Genomic DNA, 16782 nt, shown 5'->3' with positions numbered 1-16782 from the left:
TCATAGGTTTTCGCATTCTCGATAACTTCATCGCGCGTCAGCGGTTTGCGAGTAGCATTTTTTCCTGTCGGATCACCTATCATGCCGGTAAAGTCGCCAATCAGAAACAAAACTTCGTGTCCAACATCCTGGAACTGCTTTAGTTTATTGATAAGCACCGTATGCCCCAGGTGCAGATCTGGCGCAGTCGGATCAAAACCGGCTTTAATACGAAGAGGCCTTCCTTCTTCCAGCTTTTTAACCAACTCCTGCTCAACCAAAACCTCATCAGCACCTCTAAGAAGGTGGGCTAATACTTCCTCTTGCAATGTCTTTCTCCGCTATCGAGTATGTAAAAAATATTATTATAGGATTATTGAACCACTCCATAGAATAAATCTTTATATCGTCTATTATTTGGTAAAACCTTTAAAAACCCTTAAAATGGATCGGGAAGTTTCTCGACAAAGCACGCTTTACTTATGTTTCAATAACTTAGCTATAATCTCGTGAAAAAAAGAATTTATACGACCTTGTTCTTGGGAATAAGCGCAGCCTTTACAGCAACTACCAGTTATGCACAAACACTACCGACTCATAAAAGCGGGACGACTAAAACTGTTGCTTTATCAACTAGGCACTCCGGACACGCGAAATCTGTTAAAAAGAGAAATACCGCTGCTTCTAAAACAGGCAACAAAAGACAGGTTATAGCTTCAACCATTAAGAAGCATGATGCATCCTCTGCCTCTAAAAATCACAAGAAATATATAGCTTCGTCTAAGCTTAATAAAAAATCCCATCTCCAAACAACTGCCAAGGAACAATCCCAGGCGTTATCCCAATTAAGCCATCGAAAGCGCTCAGTAATTACACACCATTCAATCAAGACAACTCCAATTCATATTGCTGACAATAAAACGCGTCTGCAGGAAAGCCCTACTAATATTTCTCGCTTGGATCTAGGCGAATATCAACCGGGCCATACTGCCGAATCCTATGAGCCGTTCGAAAAAGAAGCATCATTGCAGATGCGAAATCAAAACTCCAACCATAAAACTGCCAGTGCGCATGTCACTATTGAGACATCTTTATTCCTAGACGGACTGGATGCTGGACTATCAAAAGAATTGATCATGCAACTTACTGATATTTTCGCTTGGGATATCGATTTTGCGACTAATCTAAGGAATGGTGATTATTTCACTGTTGTTTATGAAAAAAAGGTTGTTAATGGCAAAGAGACCAATACCGACGAAATCATTGCTGCGCAATTCACCAATCAGGGATCAACATACACAGCAGTTCGATACATAGATGAAACAGGTAGAGCCAATTACTACACACCTGATGGCCAGTCTATGCAAAAGGCTTTCTTGAGTACCCCCGTCGATTTTGCTCGCATCAGTTCTCATTTTGACCTGAACCGTAAGCATCCCATATTGAATAGAATTCGCGCACACAAAGGTGTCGATTATGCCGCCAGGACTGGCACACCTGTAAAAACCACGGGCGATGGCGAAGTTATTTTCAGCGGACGCAAAGGCGGTTATGGACAAGTTGTCATCATTAAGCATGGGGATCACTATGAAACTCTTTACGCGCATCTTTCCAACTTTAAAAAGGGCCTACAGGTCGGCAGCCACGTCAAACAAGGCGATGTTATCGGTTATATAGGCCAGACAGGCTTGGCTACCGGCCCTCATTTACATTATGAATTCCATGTTGATGGTGTTTATCGCAATCCGGAAACAGTAAAACTGCCGAATTCCTTGCCGATCGGTGAAAACTTACTGGCTGACTTCAAATCACAAACGCAACCTTTATTAGCTCAACTGAATCAGATTAAAGCTAAGAGTTTGTTTGCAAAAACACAATCTCAATATAATTAAAAAAACCAATGTCTGAGCTTTATGTTGGCCTGATGTCCGGAACCAGTCTTGATGGTATCGATGCAAGCCTTATTGATTTTGAAAACCATAAAACTCAGCTTATTGCATTCGATTATTTACCTTTCTCGTCTGACATCAGAAACGCAATCCAACGGCTTAACGAACCTGAAACATTGATTTCCCTCAAAGATTATGGTGCTCTGGATACGCGTCTTGGGCATTTATTCGCAGAGGCTGTCAACTCGCTGCTCGCTAAGGCCCAGGTTCCCGCATCATCTGTCCTAGCAATCGGCAGCCATGGCCAAACGATTTACCATGCGCCTGACATTCAATTTCCGTTTTCTTTGCAAATTGGCGACCCGAACATCATTGCCGAAAAAACCGGCATTACTACGGTGGCGGATTTCAGGCGCCGCGATATTGCCGTAAACGGACAAGGGGCTCCCTTAGTTCCTGCTTTTCATAAGGCCGTATTTAATCATCCGACCGAGCATCGTTGCATTGTCAATATTGGTGGTATAGCCAATATTACGGTCTTGCCCGCCTATCAATCGTCCAAAGTCATAGGATTCGATACAGGACCGGGAAACACATTACTGGACTTATGGATTAATCAACACCGCAATCTGGCGTATGATAAAAACGGTGATTGGGCCAGAACCGGTAAGATTAACTATGATTTAGTGTCATATTTAAAACAAGATGCCTACTTTAGTGCTCTGCCACCTAAAAGCACAGGTAAGGAATATTTCTCACTGTCGTGGTTGAATGAAAAGATTAAATCAGCAAACTATAAAGCTGAAGATATTCAGGCCAGTTTGTGTTTCTTAACGGCCATTACTATTTGTGAAGCTATTCAAAAATATGCGCCTTTGACGGAACGTGTGCTGATTTGCGGCGGCGGCATACATAATGTCTATCTATTAGAACTAATTCGGCAAAACCTTAACTGCCCTGTTAACTCAACGGAGCCATATGGAATTCATCCAGACCATGTGGAAGCCATAGCATTTGCATGGCTGGCCAGGCAGACTTTAAACCATCAGCCTGGCAATCTTAAAGAAGTGACTGGAGCAAATAAAGCGGTAATTCTGGGTGGGCTTTATCGAGGCAATGAAGCCGTCTGATAGGAAAGGCGGCCAATTGGCCGCCCAGCAAGCAGCGTTACGCTGAGAACGAGGACCCGCAACCGCAGGTAGTTGTGGCATTAGGATTGCGGATCACAAACTGAGACCCCGATAAATCTTCTTTATAGTCAATTTCTGCACCGGTTAAATACTGAATACTCATGGAGTCAATCAGAACCGTTACGCCGCCGTTTTCGACCAGTGTATCGTCTTCATTCACTTCTTCATCAAAAGTAAAACCATATTGAAACCCTGAACAGCCACCGCCTGAAACATAGACCCGCAGTTTCAGGTTGTCATTGCCTTCCTCGGCAATCAGTTCACCTACTTTAGCGGCAGCACTGTCAGTAAAAATAATTGGATCGGACATAATACAAATATTAAGCAATTGAAATTAAGTTAAATTATGACTATACCTAGCATTTTAGTCAACAATTATGGATAGAGCGCCACTATCTTCAACCCGTGCTCTTCTGCCAGGTCAAACATCAGATTCATATTCTGAATCGCCTGTCCGGCTGCACCTTTTACCAGGTTATCGATAACCGACAATACTACAATCGTCCGACCACCCTGCGGTTGATGTACAGCGATCTGGCACATGTTGCTGCCTCTTACATTTCGCGTATCCGGATGAGCACCGTTAGGCAATACATCGACAAAATGCTCCTGGGCATATCTTTTTTCATACAGGGCTTGTATGTCTTGCAAATCGGCACCTGCTTGACTATACAAAGTTGCATGAATCCCGCGAATCATTGGCGTTAGATGCGGAACAAATGTTAAACCGACTGACTTTCCTGCCGCGATCTCAAGGCCCTGCCTGATCTCCGGTAAATGTCGATGCCCGCTGACGGCGTAAGCTTTGAAACTCTCACCGGTTTCACTCATCAATGTAGCCAGTTCAGCCTTGCGTCCGGCGCCGCTGACGCCGGATTTCACATCGGCAATCAGTTGAGCGGTATCAATCAAGCCTTGCTCAATCAGCGGCAAAAAACCCAACTGTACCGCAGTCGGGTAACAGCCAGGGCAGGCCACCAGGCGAGCCGTTTTTATTGCTGCGCGGTTAACTTCCGGCAGGCCATAAACAGCCTCGGCAATTAAATCAGGACTGGCATGCTGCATGCCATACCATTTCTCCCAATCCTTGACATTTTTAATCCTGAAATCCGCCGACAGATCGATCACCTTGACGCCGCGCGCCAGCAACTGCTCAGCCATCTGCATTGCCGTGCCGTTAGGCGTAGCGAAAAAAACCACATCGCATGTAGCCAGTGTTTCCTCATCAGGCAGGCTGAATATCGCATCAATAGAGCCTCTCAAGCTCGGATAAAGCGCGTCCACTCTCAACCCTGCGTCCGAACGCGACGTTACGACTGCCACATCAACTTCCGAATGCGAAGCCAAAATCCGCAATAATTCCACGCCTGTGTAGCCGGTTCCGCCTACAATACCTGCACGAATCATCTATTTTTTATCTCCAACAGAAAAACAACCAGTGCATATGATACCTGGAACCCGATCCAGTATAATTATTTTTCTTTACTCAAAGGCGGATTAGGCATTATCGTTTTGTTTCAAAACGTTGTATCTATAAAAACTCATCCATTTTGCCTGAGACTTACAAAATGATCGCCATCGAAATTAACGAAAGCGGTACACCTGAAGTTTTAAAGCCAACAGAACGCCCCATCCCTTCGCCTTCAGCAGACCAAGTATTGATAAAAGTGGCTGCAGCCGGCATTAACAGGCCCGATGTCATGCAGCGTAAAGGGCTGTATCCACCGCCACCGGGTGCTTCTGATATTCCGGGCTTGGAAATTGCAGGAACCGTAGAAGCAATCGGCGAAAACCCAACCCGTCTGAAGGAAGGCGATCAAGTCTGCGCATTGGTAACGGGCGGCGGTTATGCCGAATACTGCCTGGCTTCAGCCGATCTATGCTTGCCCATACCCAAGAACATGAGCCTGATCGAAGCGGCAGCTCTGCCGGAAGCCTTTTTTACCGTATGGAGTAATGTATTTGACCGGGCCCGGCTTTCCGCCGGTGAAACTTTATTTGTCCACGGCGGCTCCAGTGGCATAGGCACGACGGCTATCCAATTGGGCAAAGCATTTGATGCAAAAGTTTTCGTCACAGCGGGTTCCGAAGCTAAATGCCGATTCTGCACAGAACTCGGCGCGGACGCGGCGATTAACTACAACGAACAGGACTTTGTCGAGAAAGTCAGACAATTAACCGGCGGTAATGGCGTCGATGTCATACTCGACATGATTGGCGGCGATTATTTTCCGCGTAATCTAAAATGCATGGCCTTTGATGCGCGCTTAGTGCAAATCGCGGTACAAAGGGGCCCGAAATCAGAAATCGACCTGCTGCCCATCATGCTGAAACGCCTCACTATTACCGGGTCGACACTGCGCGCCAGAGAAACTGCCTTTAAAGCCGATATCGCCAGGAATCTGCTTGAACATGTCTGGCCTCTACTCGATTACGGTCAAATAAATCCTATAATTCACGCTACTTTTCCATTAGCAGAGGCAGCTAAAGCCCATGCACTCATGGAAAGCAGTCAACACATCGGCAAAATCATCTTAACGGTATAAAAACATGAGCTACACCACTTTGATTTCGGCAGACACACTCAACCAACATCTCAATGATCCTAACTGGGTTATTTTTGACTGCCGTTTCTCATTAGCCGACGCGAATGTCGGCGCCAGAGCCTATCGCCAAGGCCATCTTCCCAATGCCCGCTATGCGCATTTAAACAATGACTTATCTTCAGAAGTCACTGACTTGACCGGCCGCCATCCGTTGCCGTCTTTTTCTTTATTGGCCCAAAAACTAGGACAATGGGGCGTAACCAATCAAAGTCAGGTTGTAGCTTACGATGATGCCGGCGGCGCTTTCGCAGGCCGCCTGTGGTGGCTATTACACTGCATGGGCCATGACAAAGTTGCTGTGCTGGATGGCGGCATTAAGCATTGGCAAAAGCAAGGCTATGCATTAACCACAACACTGCCGGTCGTTAAACCTGCCATTTTCAGAATGTATCTTGACGAAAACCAATGGTTGAATGCCGCACAGGTGCGTGACCAATTGGCTGCAAAAGCCATTAAATTGATTGATGCCAGAACGCCTGAGCGTTATCGTGGCCAGCAGGAGCCTATCGATCCTGTTGCAGGCCATATACCTAGCGCATTAAATCGCGCATTTCAGTTAAATCTCAACGCTAATGGCTTATTTTTACCTGCTGATGCATTACGCGAACAATTCAAGCAACTGTTAGACAATACGCCCCCGAAACAAACCGTGCATATGTGCGGCTCTGGCGTCACGGCCTGTCATAATCTGCTGGCTATGGAGCACGCCGGATTAACCGGTTCTAAACTTTATGCCGGCTCCTGGAGCGACTGGATTAGAGACAAAAACCGGGCTGTTGCCGTAGCTTAGCTTTTCAACAAAGGCATTGCATGCCGGGATAAACCAGCATAAAGCTCTGGCATGCAATGCAAGAATCTTAGGCTCCTTAGAAATTCACCTTCCAGTAATAGTCCAGGAAAAATCCTGCGAAAACGGCCATACCAAACCAATTGTTATTCAAAAAGGCTTTGAAACACTGAGTTTTTTCCCGGCGGAAAATCAGCATCTGTTGATAAATGGACAAGCCTGCGGCAATCAGCAGCCCGCTATAATAAAACCAGCCCAAGCCTTTCATTTGTCCGACAGCGATCAACAGACCAAGAATGATGATCTGCAAAATTGCCATAATGTGCCGATCATATTCACCAAATAAAATGGCGGTTGATTTAACGCCTATTTTTAAGTCATCGTCTTTATCGACCATGGCATACATAGTGTCATACACCAGCGCCCATAAAATCGTGGCCAAGTACATAACCCAGGCCACAGCAGGAATACTATTCATCTGCGCAGTAAACGACATCGGTACCGCCCAGCCGAAAGCTATGCCCAAATAAGCTTGCGGCAAATGGGTGTAGCGTTTCATAAAAGGATAACTGGCTGCCAGAAAGGCCGCGATAAAGGATAGCAGTACCGTGTATGTGTTCAGCAACAATACCAGACCAAAAGAGAGCAGGCACAGCACGACAAAAACAATCAAAGCTTCCTCAGGCTTAACCTTGCCGGCAGCGATTGGCCGTAGCTTGGTACGTTCAACATGCGGATCAAATTCGCGATCAGCGTAATCATTGATTACGCAACCGGCCGCCCGCATCAGCACCACGCCCAGGCAGATAACAGTCAAGACCAGCAAGTCGGGCTTGCCGTTACCAGCAGCCCAAAGCGCCCAGAGCGCCGGCCATAATAAAATCAATATGCCGATAGGCTTGTCGAATCGTGCCAACAACCAGTACTGACTGGCTCTATCCTTTATCGTGTCTATTGTCACTACCTTTACCTTTTAGTGATTTCAATTGTTCAACCTAGCTTCGAAAGGAACTCAATCACCTTGCTTTAAGCCATTCGTTTTCAAGCGTGAATTTTACTAAAAATGCTATTATAGCTTTTTTGTTTTGACGAGCACTTGTGCCCAATGGATAGGTAATCATGAGCGTAAAAATTTATCACAACCCGCGTTGCAGTAAATCCCGCCAAACCCTGGAATTATTACAAGCACGGGGCATTGAGCCTGAGGTAATCGAATATTTGAAAACGCCTCCTAGCGTTGCAGAACTAAATAATATTCTGGAAAAACTGGGCATGGAGCCTCGTGAATTAATGCGTAAAAAAGAAGCCGAATACAAAACTGCCGGCCTGGATGATGAATCATTGGACCGCCAAGCACTGATCAGTGGCATGGTAGACAATCCTATATTGATCGAACGTCCTATTGTGATTGCCAATGGCAAAGCCGCTATTGGCCGTCCGCCGGAAAAGGTACTGGATATTTTGTAGCATTTAAATTCTATAGAGAATTATATCTTTCCTTCTTTCTCTAAAGGAAAGACTAAAGTGGCTAACCATTAATGAATTCACTTTTTAAACCACAGCTTCCATCATGACGAAAATCTTGGTTCTCTATTTTTCACGCCACGGAACCACAGCCGAAATGGCCAATCATATCGCTCGCGGCGTTGAATTGATTGACGGTGTTGAAGCGGTACTCAGAACCGTTCCCGACGTGTCGAGCGTCTGTGAGAAAGTCGCAGCAAGCATTCCAGATCACGGCGCACCTTATGCCACACTGGAGGATTTAAAAAACTGCGACGGACTTGCGCTAGGCAGCCCTACCCATTTTGGCAATATGGCAGCACCGTTAAAATATTTTATCGACAGTACGACCGAAATCTGGTTTTCGGGCGCATTATCCGGCAAGCCAGCCGGTGTATTTACTTCTACTGGCAGTATGCATGGGGGCCAGGAAAGCACATTGCTATCAATGATGCTGCCATTGATGCATCACGGTATGCTCATATTAGGCCTACCTTACACTGAAACGGCCCTGCGTGAGACAACATCCGGAGGCACTCCCTACGGACCGAGCCATGTGTCATTAAACAATGCAGTGTTAAGTGATCAGGAAAAAAAATTATGCCGTGCTCTTGGTACTCGCTTGGCTAAAACGGCGCAGTATATAAAACAAGGCTCATGAAAATAAAAACGATCTATTATCATTCTATGGCTTTGGCTGGCTTTTTCGGCCTGTTTGTCTTGCTGATGCTGTGGCCTACCATTCTAGTTCCTTCGGTGCACTTTCCTGTTGCCTTAGTGTTATTAATTACCGTTACCCCATTATTGCTACCGATGCGCGGATTGCTGAATAGAAATCGGAAAAGCTGCGCCTGGGCTGCCTACATCAGCCTTATCTATTTTATACACGGCTCTGCTGAAGCGTATGCCAACACGGATGAACGTTTGTACGCCTCTTTGGAAATCATGCTAAGTTTGATGCTTTTTCTCGGTTCGACATTCTATGTCCGCTTTTCAGGAAATCACAGCTGATAATGGCAAAGCAACTCCCCTTACATTTTGAATTCAGGGCCAATCAGACGTTTAATAATTTCTACCCTGGAGAAAACGAAGAAATTATCAATCATTTGCAAAACTGTATTGCAGGCACTGGCGAACAGCTTATTTTTCTCTGGGGTAATCATGGGCTGGGAAAAAGTCATTTATTGCAAGCCTGCTGTTGCCAGGCCTATGTTCTAGGGTTAAATTCGTTCTATTTCTCTTTTTCGAGATCAGCCCTACCTGACCCGGCTATGCTTAATGGACTTGAGGAAATCGATGTCGTCTGCTTTGACAATATTGAGCATTTGGCGGGAGATCCAACTTGGGAGGTGGCTTTTTTTAATTTTTTCAATGACCATCGCGACCGCGGCCACAAACTTATCCTATCTAGCCATCGTGCACCTAACAACATTGCTATTCAGTTGCCAGATCTTAAAACCCGGCTTAATTGGGGACTGGCATTAAAAATCCAGCCTTTAGCTGATCATAACAGAATCGCGGCTTTAACCTTTAAAGCCAATCAAATGGGCTTTGAGATTTCTCCTAAGGCCGGGCGCTTCTTATTGACGCACTATGCCAGAGACTTGGCTTCATTGTGGGCCCTGCTGGAAAAGTTGGATCAGGCATCATTGGCTGCCAAGCGGAAGCTGACCATTCCATTCTTAAAACAGATTATGGACGGCAACCATGCCTAACAAAATACTAATCATTGGTGCTGGCGCCATTGGCGCATTCTATGGTGCGCTATTGGCTAAAGCAGGCGCTGATGTCTCGGTCGTCTGCCGCTCCGATTACGAACATGTCAAACAGCATGGCTTTATTATCAACAGCAATGATCTTGGCAGATGGACTTTCACCCCATCCCAAGTGCTAAAAAATGCGGCGGACTTTAAAGGCATGGCGGATTATGTTTTACTCTGTACAAAAGTGCTTCCCGATATTGATTTGGCTGCATTGGTTCGCCCTGCAGTGACTGCCGAAACAGCTATTGTATTCATTCAGAATGGTGTTGAAATCGAGCAGACGATGCTGACGGCTTTCCCCGACAATGAAGTCATCAGCGGTCTGGCGTTTATTTGCAGTAATCGGATAAATCCCGGAGAGATATTACATTTAGCTTATGGCCATCTGGCACTAGGCAATTTGCCCGGTTTCATCAGCAGCAAGACCATAAGACTTTGCGAATTATTTGTTCGATCCGGCATTGAATGCGAAGCAACTGAAAATATTGTTACCCGACGCTGGCAAAAATGCATCTGGAATGCGCCTTTTAATCCATTATCAGTTCTATCGGGCGGCCTGCCGACCCTTGATATTTTACGATCTCAGGAAACTTTCGTGCGCCATATCATGCAGGAGATTTTCAGCATTGCTGAAGCCTGCGGGCATTCTCTGCCCGAGGATATTATTGACATCAATATCAACAATACTTATGCCATGCCACCTTATAAAACCAGCATGTTACTGGATTATGAAAACGGCCATCCTATGGAAACGGAAGTTATCTTAGGCAACGCGCTACGTGCTGGCAAACGGGAAGGTATTGCGTGTCCTTATCTGGAATCCGTCTATAGCTTGATGAAACTCCGGGAATTAAAGCTCAATCAATCGGCATAAAAAATGTAGTCTGCGGTATATGGAACGCGTTTTTCGCTGCCTAGATGATTAGCATCGCATCCGGATAAAGGCGGGAGCCCTCCATGCGTGTTAACTCGATTGATATATTTCACATTCGAAAACAAGCCGCTGCCTTTGTGTTCTATAACTTCAACCAGTAGCCAGGAAATAGATGTCTCTGGAGCAATATCGACTTTATTGACTATCCGTCCGACAACACGACTACCTTCTTTATACTCCCATATAGGCCCGGCATAGTGATTCCCAACAATCTGACCTTGAGCATCATATAAGCGGGCATCAGGCGCCTGTATTTTCCAGAAATATTTATTGTTATCTACTGAACACTGGTAAATCTGATCACCCTTCGCATGCACGGATAAAACAGGTTTATTGCCAATTGGCACTCGAATTTGCTCAGGTATCGAGGGATCAGCATTGACAGTTCCCAATAACACTCCCCAAACAAACATTATTTTTTTAATCATGTGCTTCACCATGGTAATTGAGTTCCGTCATACTTAATAAAGCTGCCTGATTGCGATAAAGCAAAATTGTCTATCACGGAACGCATGCCAGACACACTCTCATCAGCTTCAATCAAAGCGTTGATACCGCCCATGTCCGTTTTAACCCAACCTGGATGTAAAATAAGCACACCGACAGATTGCTCTTTAAGATCAAGCGCTAAAGACTTCATTGCAGCATTAAGTGCAGCCTTGCTTGAACGATATAAAATACTACCACCGCCTGTATTATCGGCAATACTGCCCATTAGACTACTTATGCTGACGATTAACTTTTTTTCGCTGCGTTTAATTTGCGGCAGAAAAGCTTCCGCCATTTTAACAGGCGCCTGAGTATTAATAAGAAACGATTTAGTCCATGCCTGGTAATCCAACTGACCAAAAGCATGTTTTCGGTCATCGGCATAAAGACCGACGTTATTGATCAGTACATCAATCGATAAATTGGCTAATTTATGCGCAAGCATTCCAATCTGCTCAAAATCAGAAACATCTAAAGTTTCTATCTGCACATTACTTTGTAAGCTCGCGAGATTGTTTAACTCAAACGCATCCTCTGGATTGCGGCAACAAGCAATGACAGTCCAGCCAGTTTGCGCATATTGACGGCAAAACTCAAGACCTAAACCACGACTTGCACCAGTAATTAAAACTGTAGCCATTCTATTACTCCCAATAAAAAAAGCCTTCTGCATTTTAGGATACAGAAGGCTTCTATCAGTTCAGAATTTAAGCTGAGAAGTTTTTAGCTACAAAATCCCAATTAACTAATGACCAGAAATGATCTACATAAGATGGACGTGCATTACGGTAATCAATGTAATAAGCATGCTCCCAAACATCGCAGGTCATCAGAGGCGTTTGTCCTGTAGTTAATGGGCAACCTGCATTACTGGTACTAACAATGGCTAAACTGCCGTCAGCGTTTTTTACCAGCCATGCCCAACCTGAGCCAAATGTGGTGATAGCGCATTTAGTGAATTCTTCTTTAAATTTTTCAAATGAGCCAAAGGCAGCATTAATAGCATCGGCTAAAGCACCTGTAGGCTGGCCGCCACCATTAGGCGTCAGGCAGTTCCAGTAAAATGTATGATTCCAGACTTGAGCCGCATTATTGAAAATGCCGCCAGAAGATTTGACGATGATTTCTTCTAAAGATAAACCTTCGAATTCAGTTCCAGGAATGAGATTATTCAGATTAGTTACATAAGCTTGGTGATGCTTTCCATAATGGTACTCTAGGGTTTCTTCTGAAATATGGGGAGCTAGTGCATCTTTAGCATAAGGTAAAGCAGGAAGTTCGAAAGCCATTTGATTCTCCTTATAAAATACGTTAAGAATTGTTGCTAATTAGTCAGTCTACAACAGAATATAAATACCAAGTAATTTAATAAACTATTACTTTAGCACTGCTAGGCAATTAAATAAAGTAAGACGTACTTAACTCTTCTTTAACTTTCCATAATCAAAAAATATTATATTGCCTCCAATATTTTTTGATTATGGTTAGAGTATTAAAGTTATCTTATAATTCATATTTTTATATGAGAGTATGTCATGCCAACTAAAACTAACTTACCCCTTCCCGCTCAAGTTGAAGCAGGCAAAAGCTATTCATGGTGCAGCTGTGGATTAAGTCAAACCATGCCTTTATGTGATGGCGCACATAAAGGGGCTTCAGATAAAAAACCAGTCACTTTTGTAGCAGAGGAGACTAAAACGGTTTATCTGTGCGCCTGCACAGCATCGCAAACTCCTCCTCGGTGCGATGGCAGCCATTGCAAATAAGAATCTGTTTATTATGGCCATAGAAGTAGAACATAAATTTTTACTTGCCAATAATGATTGGCGCAAACAAATTAAACGCTCTATAAGATATCGACAAGGCTATTTAAGCTCTGTTGAGACTAGTTCAATCAGAATCCGAATCAGTGATGAGCAAGCCTGGTTAAATATAAAAAGCGCAACCATCGGCACACATAGGCACGAATATGAATATGAAATTCCGCTATCTGATGCCAACGAAATCTTAAGCAACCTGTGCAAAAAGCCTCTAATAGAAAAAACCCGTCATTTTGTCACTAATGATACCAACATTTGGGAAATAGATGAGTTTGAAGGGGAAAATCAGGGGTTGGTTATCGCTGAAATTGAGCTATCGGAAGAAGGGCAATCTTTCTCAAAACCTGACTGGTTAGGCGAGGAAGTGACCTATGATTTGCGTTATTACAACAATAATCTTGCGATTCATCCTTATTCAGAATGGTGCAAAAACTAAATCTTTCATACATATATTGAAATAAACGGCAATTTGCTCTATAGTTGCCGTATGAAAAAAACAACTTTTGTTGCATTATTACTACTATCAGCTCAATGTTTTGCAGACACCCTTAACGCTTCTCTGCAAAACATTGAGACTGAATGGGCAACTATTTATTATAACACTCCAAAATCAAAACAAAGTCCGGCTTATCATCAACTCCTCAATAAGTTAATGACTTTATCCGAACAATATCCAAATGACGCTGATCTTATGTTCTGGCAAGCTGTTGTAAAAGCTACAAATGCCGATCATCAAGATGCACTTACTGCACTCGATGCAATTAAAGAGGCTCGATCGCTATTAGTCAAAGCCATACAGATAAATCCAGAAACCATGAACGGATCTGCTTATGTCACCTTAGGCACACTTTACTATATGGCACCTAAATGGCCTATTTCATTTGGTGACGATAAAACTGCTCAAGAAATGTTAGAAGCAGCGCTCCAGATCAATCCTAATGGCATAGACAGCAACTACTTCTATGGTGATTTCCTTTTATCACACGACAAAACTGATGAAGCTATAAAATATTTCGAAAAAGCAGCGACATCTCCTGCACGAGATAACCAACTTTATGCAGACAGCCAACTCAGAACAGAAGCGAATCTTGCTTTAAAAAATGCAAAAGAGCGAAAAGTCAACAGCTCAAAAGGCTTATTTCTGTCTTTATTTAATTAGCAAATACTAAATGCATAAGCGCATTATTTAGCAAACCTATAGCGGGAGCAGTAAGTTTTGAACGATTAAAACTCTACGCGCACCATTAAAATAATTAATAGCGTCTCTCGCAAAACTCAATGTTTTATCGACTACCACTTTCTGCTAAGATGCGCATTAAATTAATCAATTTTCCCTGTAACTTTCCTGGTAATAATTATGACTTTTGTAGTCACTGAAAACTGTATTAAATGCAAATTTACGGACTGCGTTGATGTATGCCCTGTAGATTGCTTTCGTGAAGGCCCTAATTTTCTAGTAATCGATCCAGATGAATGCATTGATTGCACATTGTGCGAACCTGAATGCCCAGCCAATGCAATCTTTTCCGAGGATGAGTTACCGGCAGGACAGGAAATCTTTCTTGAACTCAATGCCAAACTATCCAAAGAATGGCCCGTTATTACCGAAGTCAAAGCTCCTCTGCCAGACGCAGAAGAATGGAACGGTAAACAAGCCAAAATTGACTTACTTGAAAAATAAAAACTTATCTTTTTTATCTTCAGACATAAAAAAAGCCGGTTTAACCGGCTTTTTTTATGTCTGAAGATTAATCTTCAATAGTATTCACTTCAGGTCTGTCAACTAGTTCGACGTAAGCCATAGGCGCATTATCACCAGGCCTAAATCCACATTTCATAATACGTAAATAACCACCCGCTCTATTTTGATAACGTGGACCAAGCTCATTGAATAACTTGGTTACAACTTCACGATCACGCAATCTTGAGAATGCGAGGCGCCTTTTGGCCACATTATCTACTTTAGATAAAGTAATCAAAGGCTCGGCAAAGCTTCTTAATTCCTTAGCTTTTGGTAAAGTAGTTTTAATTAGTTCATGTTTAAATAATGAGCTAGCCATGTTGCTAAATAGCGCCTTACGATGACTACTATTTATATTGAATTTTCTACCGGATTTACGATGTCTCATTGTAAGAAGACCTAAAGTTAGTTAATTTACTGCGTGGTTTTGATCTGCCAGGTTTTCAGGGGGCCAATTTTCCAGGCGCATACCCAGAGACAAACCTTTTAAGGCAAGAATGTCTTTTATTTCTGTTAAAGATTTTTTGCCAAGATTTGGAGTTTTTAATAATTCAACCTCAGTTCTTTGAATTAAATCTCCAATATAAAAAATATTCTCAGCTTTCAAACAATTAGCAGAACGCACTGTCAATTCAAGGTCATCGACAGGACGAAGAAGAACAGGGTCAAAAATTTCTTCAACCTCTACCGGCTCTTCTGCTTGCTGATCACTTACCTTCTCAAAATCAACAAAAACAGATAACTGATCATGGAGTATAGTCGCAGCAAGTTTGATTGTTTCTTCTGGATCTACAGTTCCATTTGTTTCCAGCTCGATAATTAACTTATCCAAATTTGTTCGCTGTTCTACACGCGTACTTTCAACCTGATAAGCCACTTTAACAATTGGACTATAGGAAGCATCTAGTTGGAGAGCACCAACTACTGAACCGTGATCAGAATTTGCTTTACGAGCACTAACAGGCTCATACCCTCTTCCTCTACGCACCCTGATCTTCATATTTAATACGCCAGTTTGAGTCAAATTGGCGATTACCAGTTCAGGATTTATAATTTCAACATCATGAGGAACATTTATATCAGCTGCCGTAACGCAACCTGCGCCAGTTTTAGTAAGAGTCAGCTCAACTTCATCTTTTGAGTGAAGCACAACCGCCAATTTCTTGAGATTCAGCAGAATATCAATTACATCTTCTTGAACACCTTCTATGGTTGTATACTCATGAAGAACACCCTCAATCTCAACATCTGTAACTGCACAACCTGGAATTGTAGATAACAGTACACGTCTCAAAGCATTGCCTAGAGAATGCCCAAAGCCGCGCTCAAGCGGTTCAATAACAATTTTTGAATGATTAGGTGTTTTACTTACAACCTCAACTAATCGAGGCTTCAATAAGCCAGAAATAGAATTCTGCATTTATATTCCTCTGAACTGCAATTATTTAGAGTAAAGTTCCACAACTAACTGTTCATTTATATCACTTCCCAAATCTACACGATCAGGCAATGAATTAAACGTGCCAGACATAGTTTTTGAATTAACTTCAACCCATGAAGGAAAACCATATTGCTCAGATACAGTTAATGCATCAATGATTCTTTGCTGTTTTTTTGCTTTTTCTCTGATTGACAGTACATCGCCTGGACTTACTTGGTAAGAAGGGACATTAATCAGAACACCATTGACCAGAATTGATTTATGACAAACTAATTGGCGAGCTTCCGCTCTAGTAGACGCAAAGCCCATACGATATACAACATTATCAAGCCTTGACTCAAGAAGATTCAATAGGTTCTCACCTGTCGCACCTTTCTTCATATCAGCAGATTTATAATAGTTGCGGAATTGTTTTTCTAAAATTCCATAGATTCTACGTAAACGCTGTTTTGCTCGCAACTGCAGAGCATAATCAGAACTTCTTGTACGTTTAGTACCATGTTGACCAGGCCGCTGATCCAACTTGCATTTATTTTCTAAGGACTTTCCTCTGCTTTTCAAAAACAGATCCGTACCTTCTCTTCTACTTAATTTACAGGTAGGTCCAAGATATCTTGCCATAATAAACTACTCCAGATTC

23 protein-coding genes (1 of these 23 only partly in view) are annotated in these 16782 nt (G+C 43.1%); 13 read left to right on the top strand and 10 right to left on the bottom strand.

Features of this window, described 5'->3' with window-relative positions; translation table 11 throughout:
* Positions 1-308, bottom strand: partial view of a tyrosine--tRNA ligase gene (gene tyrS / locus ACTNE6_RS02545; protein ID WP_194971430.1) — the 5' portion only. The gene continues 889 nt to the left of window position 1, outside the view; only the first 308 of its 1197 coding nucleotides appear in the window; the start codon lies at positions 306-308; its stop codon lies off the left edge, out of view.
* A gap of 180 nt (positions 309-488) precedes the next feature.
* Between tyrS and ACTNE6_RS02540 the strand changes: the two genes are divergently transcribed.
* Complete coding sequence (locus ACTNE6_RS02540) at positions 489-1871, top strand: peptidoglycan DD-metalloendopeptidase family protein (RefSeq protein ID WP_194971431.1); 1383 nt, start codon at positions 489-491, stop codon at positions 1869-1871.
* An 8-nt stretch (positions 1872-1879) separates the two neighbouring features.
* On the top strand, positions 1880-2998 hold the full coding sequence (locus ACTNE6_RS02535; RefSeq protein WP_442498489.1) for an anhydro-N-acetylmuramic acid kinase: 1119 nt from the start codon (positions 1880-1882) through the stop codon (positions 2996-2998).
* Between the two features lie 37 nt (positions 2999-3035).
* Here the strand turns inward: ACTNE6_RS02535 and erpA are convergent, their stop codons facing one another.
* Together erpA and argC are read right to left on the bottom strand one after the other, a co-directional pair.
* On the bottom strand, positions 3036-3368 hold the full coding sequence (gene erpA, locus ACTNE6_RS02530; protein ID WP_194971433.1) for an iron-sulfur cluster insertion protein ErpA: 333 nt from the start codon (positions 3366-3368) through the stop codon (positions 3036-3038).
* 65 nt (positions 3369-3433) lie between these two features.
* Positions 3434-4465: an N-acetyl-gamma-glutamyl-phosphate reductase gene (gene argC, locus ACTNE6_RS02525; protein ID WP_194971434.1), complete on the bottom strand. Its 1032-nt coding sequence runs from the start codon at positions 4463-4465 to the stop codon at positions 3434-3436.
* A 161-nt stretch (positions 4466-4626) separates the two neighbouring features.
* Here argC and ACTNE6_RS02520 point away from each other — a divergent pair, with 161 nt between their 5' ends.
* Positions 4627-5604 carry an NAD(P)H-quinone oxidoreductase gene (locus tag ACTNE6_RS02520; RefSeq protein WP_442498488.1) on the top strand — a complete coding sequence of 326 codons (978 nt, stop codon included), beginning with the start codon at positions 4627-4629 and terminating at the stop codon, positions 5602-5604.
* 4 nt (positions 5605-5608) lie between these two features.
* Complete coding sequence (locus tag ACTNE6_RS02515) at positions 5609-6454, top strand: sulfurtransferase (RefSeq protein ID WP_442498487.1); 846 nt, start codon at positions 5609-5611, stop codon at positions 6452-6454.
* A gap of 76 nt (positions 6455-6530) precedes the next feature.
* Here ACTNE6_RS02515 and ubiA read toward each other — a convergent pair whose 3' ends face one another.
* Complete coding sequence (ubiA, locus tag ACTNE6_RS02510) at positions 6531-7406, bottom strand: 4-hydroxybenzoate octaprenyltransferase (RefSeq protein WP_370527035.1); 876 nt, start codon at positions 7404-7406, stop codon at positions 6531-6533.
* Positions 7407-7570: 164 nt separating this feature from the next.
* On the opposite strand from ubiA, the gene arsC reads away from it, so the two are divergent.
* From arsC to ACTNE6_RS02485, 5 genes are all read left to right on the top strand, one after another.
* A complete protein-coding gene (gene arsC, locus ACTNE6_RS02505; RefSeq protein ID WP_442498486.1) occupies positions 7571-7918 on the top strand; it encodes an arsenate reductase (glutaredoxin) in 348 nt (115 codons plus the stop codon).
* Positions 7919-8021: 103 nt separating this feature from the next.
* The gene (gene wrbA, locus ACTNE6_RS02500) at positions 8022-8615 is read left to right on the top strand and encodes an NAD(P)H:quinone oxidoreductase (protein ID WP_442498485.1); all 594 of its coding nucleotides are present in this window, start codon (positions 8022-8024) and stop codon (positions 8613-8615) included.
* Complete coding sequence (locus ACTNE6_RS02495; protein WP_442498484.1) at positions 8612-8965, top strand: DUF2069 domain-containing protein; 354 nt, start codon at positions 8612-8614, stop codon at positions 8963-8965. Before wrbA ends, ACTNE6_RS02495 begins: the two co-directional genes overlap by 4 nt.
* 2 nt (positions 8966-8967) lie before the next feature.
* The gene (gene hda / locus ACTNE6_RS02490) at positions 8968-9669 is read left to right on the top strand and encodes a DnaA regulatory inactivator Hda (protein WP_442498483.1); all 702 of its coding nucleotides are present in this window, start codon (positions 8968-8970) and stop codon (positions 9667-9669) included.
* On the top strand, positions 9662-10591 hold the full coding sequence (locus ACTNE6_RS02485) for a ketopantoate reductase family protein (RefSeq protein ID WP_442498482.1): 930 nt from the start codon (positions 9662-9664) through the stop codon (positions 10589-10591). Before hda ends, ACTNE6_RS02485 begins: the two co-directional genes overlap by 8 nt.
* Here ACTNE6_RS02485 and ACTNE6_RS02480 read toward each other — a convergent pair.
* From ACTNE6_RS02480 to sodB, 3 genes are all read right to left on the bottom strand, one after another.
* Positions 10579-11079 carry a DUF3455 domain-containing protein gene (locus ACTNE6_RS02480; protein WP_442498481.1) on the bottom strand — a complete coding sequence of 167 codons (501 nt, stop codon included), beginning with the start codon at positions 11077-11079 and terminating at the stop codon, positions 10579-10581. The two genes, ACTNE6_RS02485 and ACTNE6_RS02480, sit on opposite strands and share 13 nt — an antisense overlap.
* Before the next feature lie 5 nt (positions 11080-11084).
* Positions 11085-11780: an SDR family oxidoreductase gene (locus ACTNE6_RS02475; RefSeq protein WP_442498480.1), complete on the bottom strand. Its 696-nt coding sequence runs from the start codon at positions 11778-11780 to the stop codon at positions 11085-11087.
* Positions 11781-11847: 67 nt separating this feature from the next.
* Positions 11848-12429, bottom strand: coding sequence for a superoxide dismutase [Fe] (gene sodB, locus ACTNE6_RS02470; protein ID WP_194971445.1), 582 nt, complete (start codon positions 12427-12429; stop codon positions 11848-11850).
* Between the two features lie 246 nt (positions 12430-12675).
* On the opposite strand from sodB, the gene ACTNE6_RS02465 reads away from it, so the two are divergent.
* From ACTNE6_RS02465 to fdxA, 4 genes are all read left to right on the top strand, one after another.
* Complete coding sequence (locus tag ACTNE6_RS02465; protein ID WP_194971446.1) at positions 12676-12906, top strand: CDGSH iron-sulfur domain-containing protein; 231 nt, start codon at positions 12676-12678, stop codon at positions 12904-12906.
* Between the two features lie 13 nt (positions 12907-12919).
* Positions 12920-13396 carry a CYTH domain-containing protein gene (locus ACTNE6_RS02460; protein WP_194971471.1) on the top strand — a complete coding sequence of 159 codons (477 nt, stop codon included), beginning with the start codon at positions 12920-12922 and terminating at the stop codon, positions 13394-13396.
* A gap of 51 nt (positions 13397-13447) precedes the next feature.
* Positions 13448-14119 (top strand): tetratricopeptide repeat protein, encoded by a 672-nt coding sequence (locus ACTNE6_RS02455; RefSeq protein WP_442498479.1) that lies wholly within the window; start codon positions 13448-13450, stop codon positions 14117-14119.
* A 198-nt stretch (positions 14120-14317) separates the two neighbouring features.
* On the top strand, positions 14318-14641 hold the full coding sequence (gene fdxA / locus ACTNE6_RS02450; RefSeq protein ID WP_194971448.1) for a ferredoxin FdxA: 324 nt from the start codon (positions 14318-14320) through the stop codon (positions 14639-14641).
* Between the two features lie 67 nt (positions 14642-14708).
* Here the strand turns inward: fdxA and rplQ are convergent, their stop codons facing one another.
* Genes rplQ through rpsD form a run of 3 tightly spaced genes read right to left on the bottom strand, consistent with a single transcriptional unit; the run spans position 14709 to position 16763 of the window.
* Entirely contained in the window at positions 14709-15089 is a 381-nt protein-coding gene (gene rplQ, locus ACTNE6_RS02445) for a 50S ribosomal protein L17 (protein WP_194971449.1), read from the bottom strand.
* Between the two features lie 21 nt (positions 15090-15110).
* Entirely contained in the window at positions 15111-16121 is a 1011-nt protein-coding gene (locus ACTNE6_RS02440) for a DNA-directed RNA polymerase subunit alpha (protein WP_442498478.1), read from the bottom strand.
* Positions 16122-16142: 21 nt separating this feature from the next.
* On the bottom strand, positions 16143-16763 hold the full coding sequence (gene rpsD / locus ACTNE6_RS02435) for a 30S ribosomal protein S4 (protein WP_194971451.1): 621 nt from the start codon (positions 16761-16763) through the stop codon (positions 16143-16145).
* Positions 16764-16782 lie beyond the last annotated feature (19 nt).

Origin of the sequence: Methylobacter sp. sgz302048 (genome assembly GCF_052162025.1) — a bacterium.
GTDB lineage: Bacteria > Pseudomonadota > Gammaproteobacteria > Methylococcales > Methylomonadaceae > Methylobacter.
This window is presented reverse-complemented; position numbering and strand designations above follow the sequence as displayed.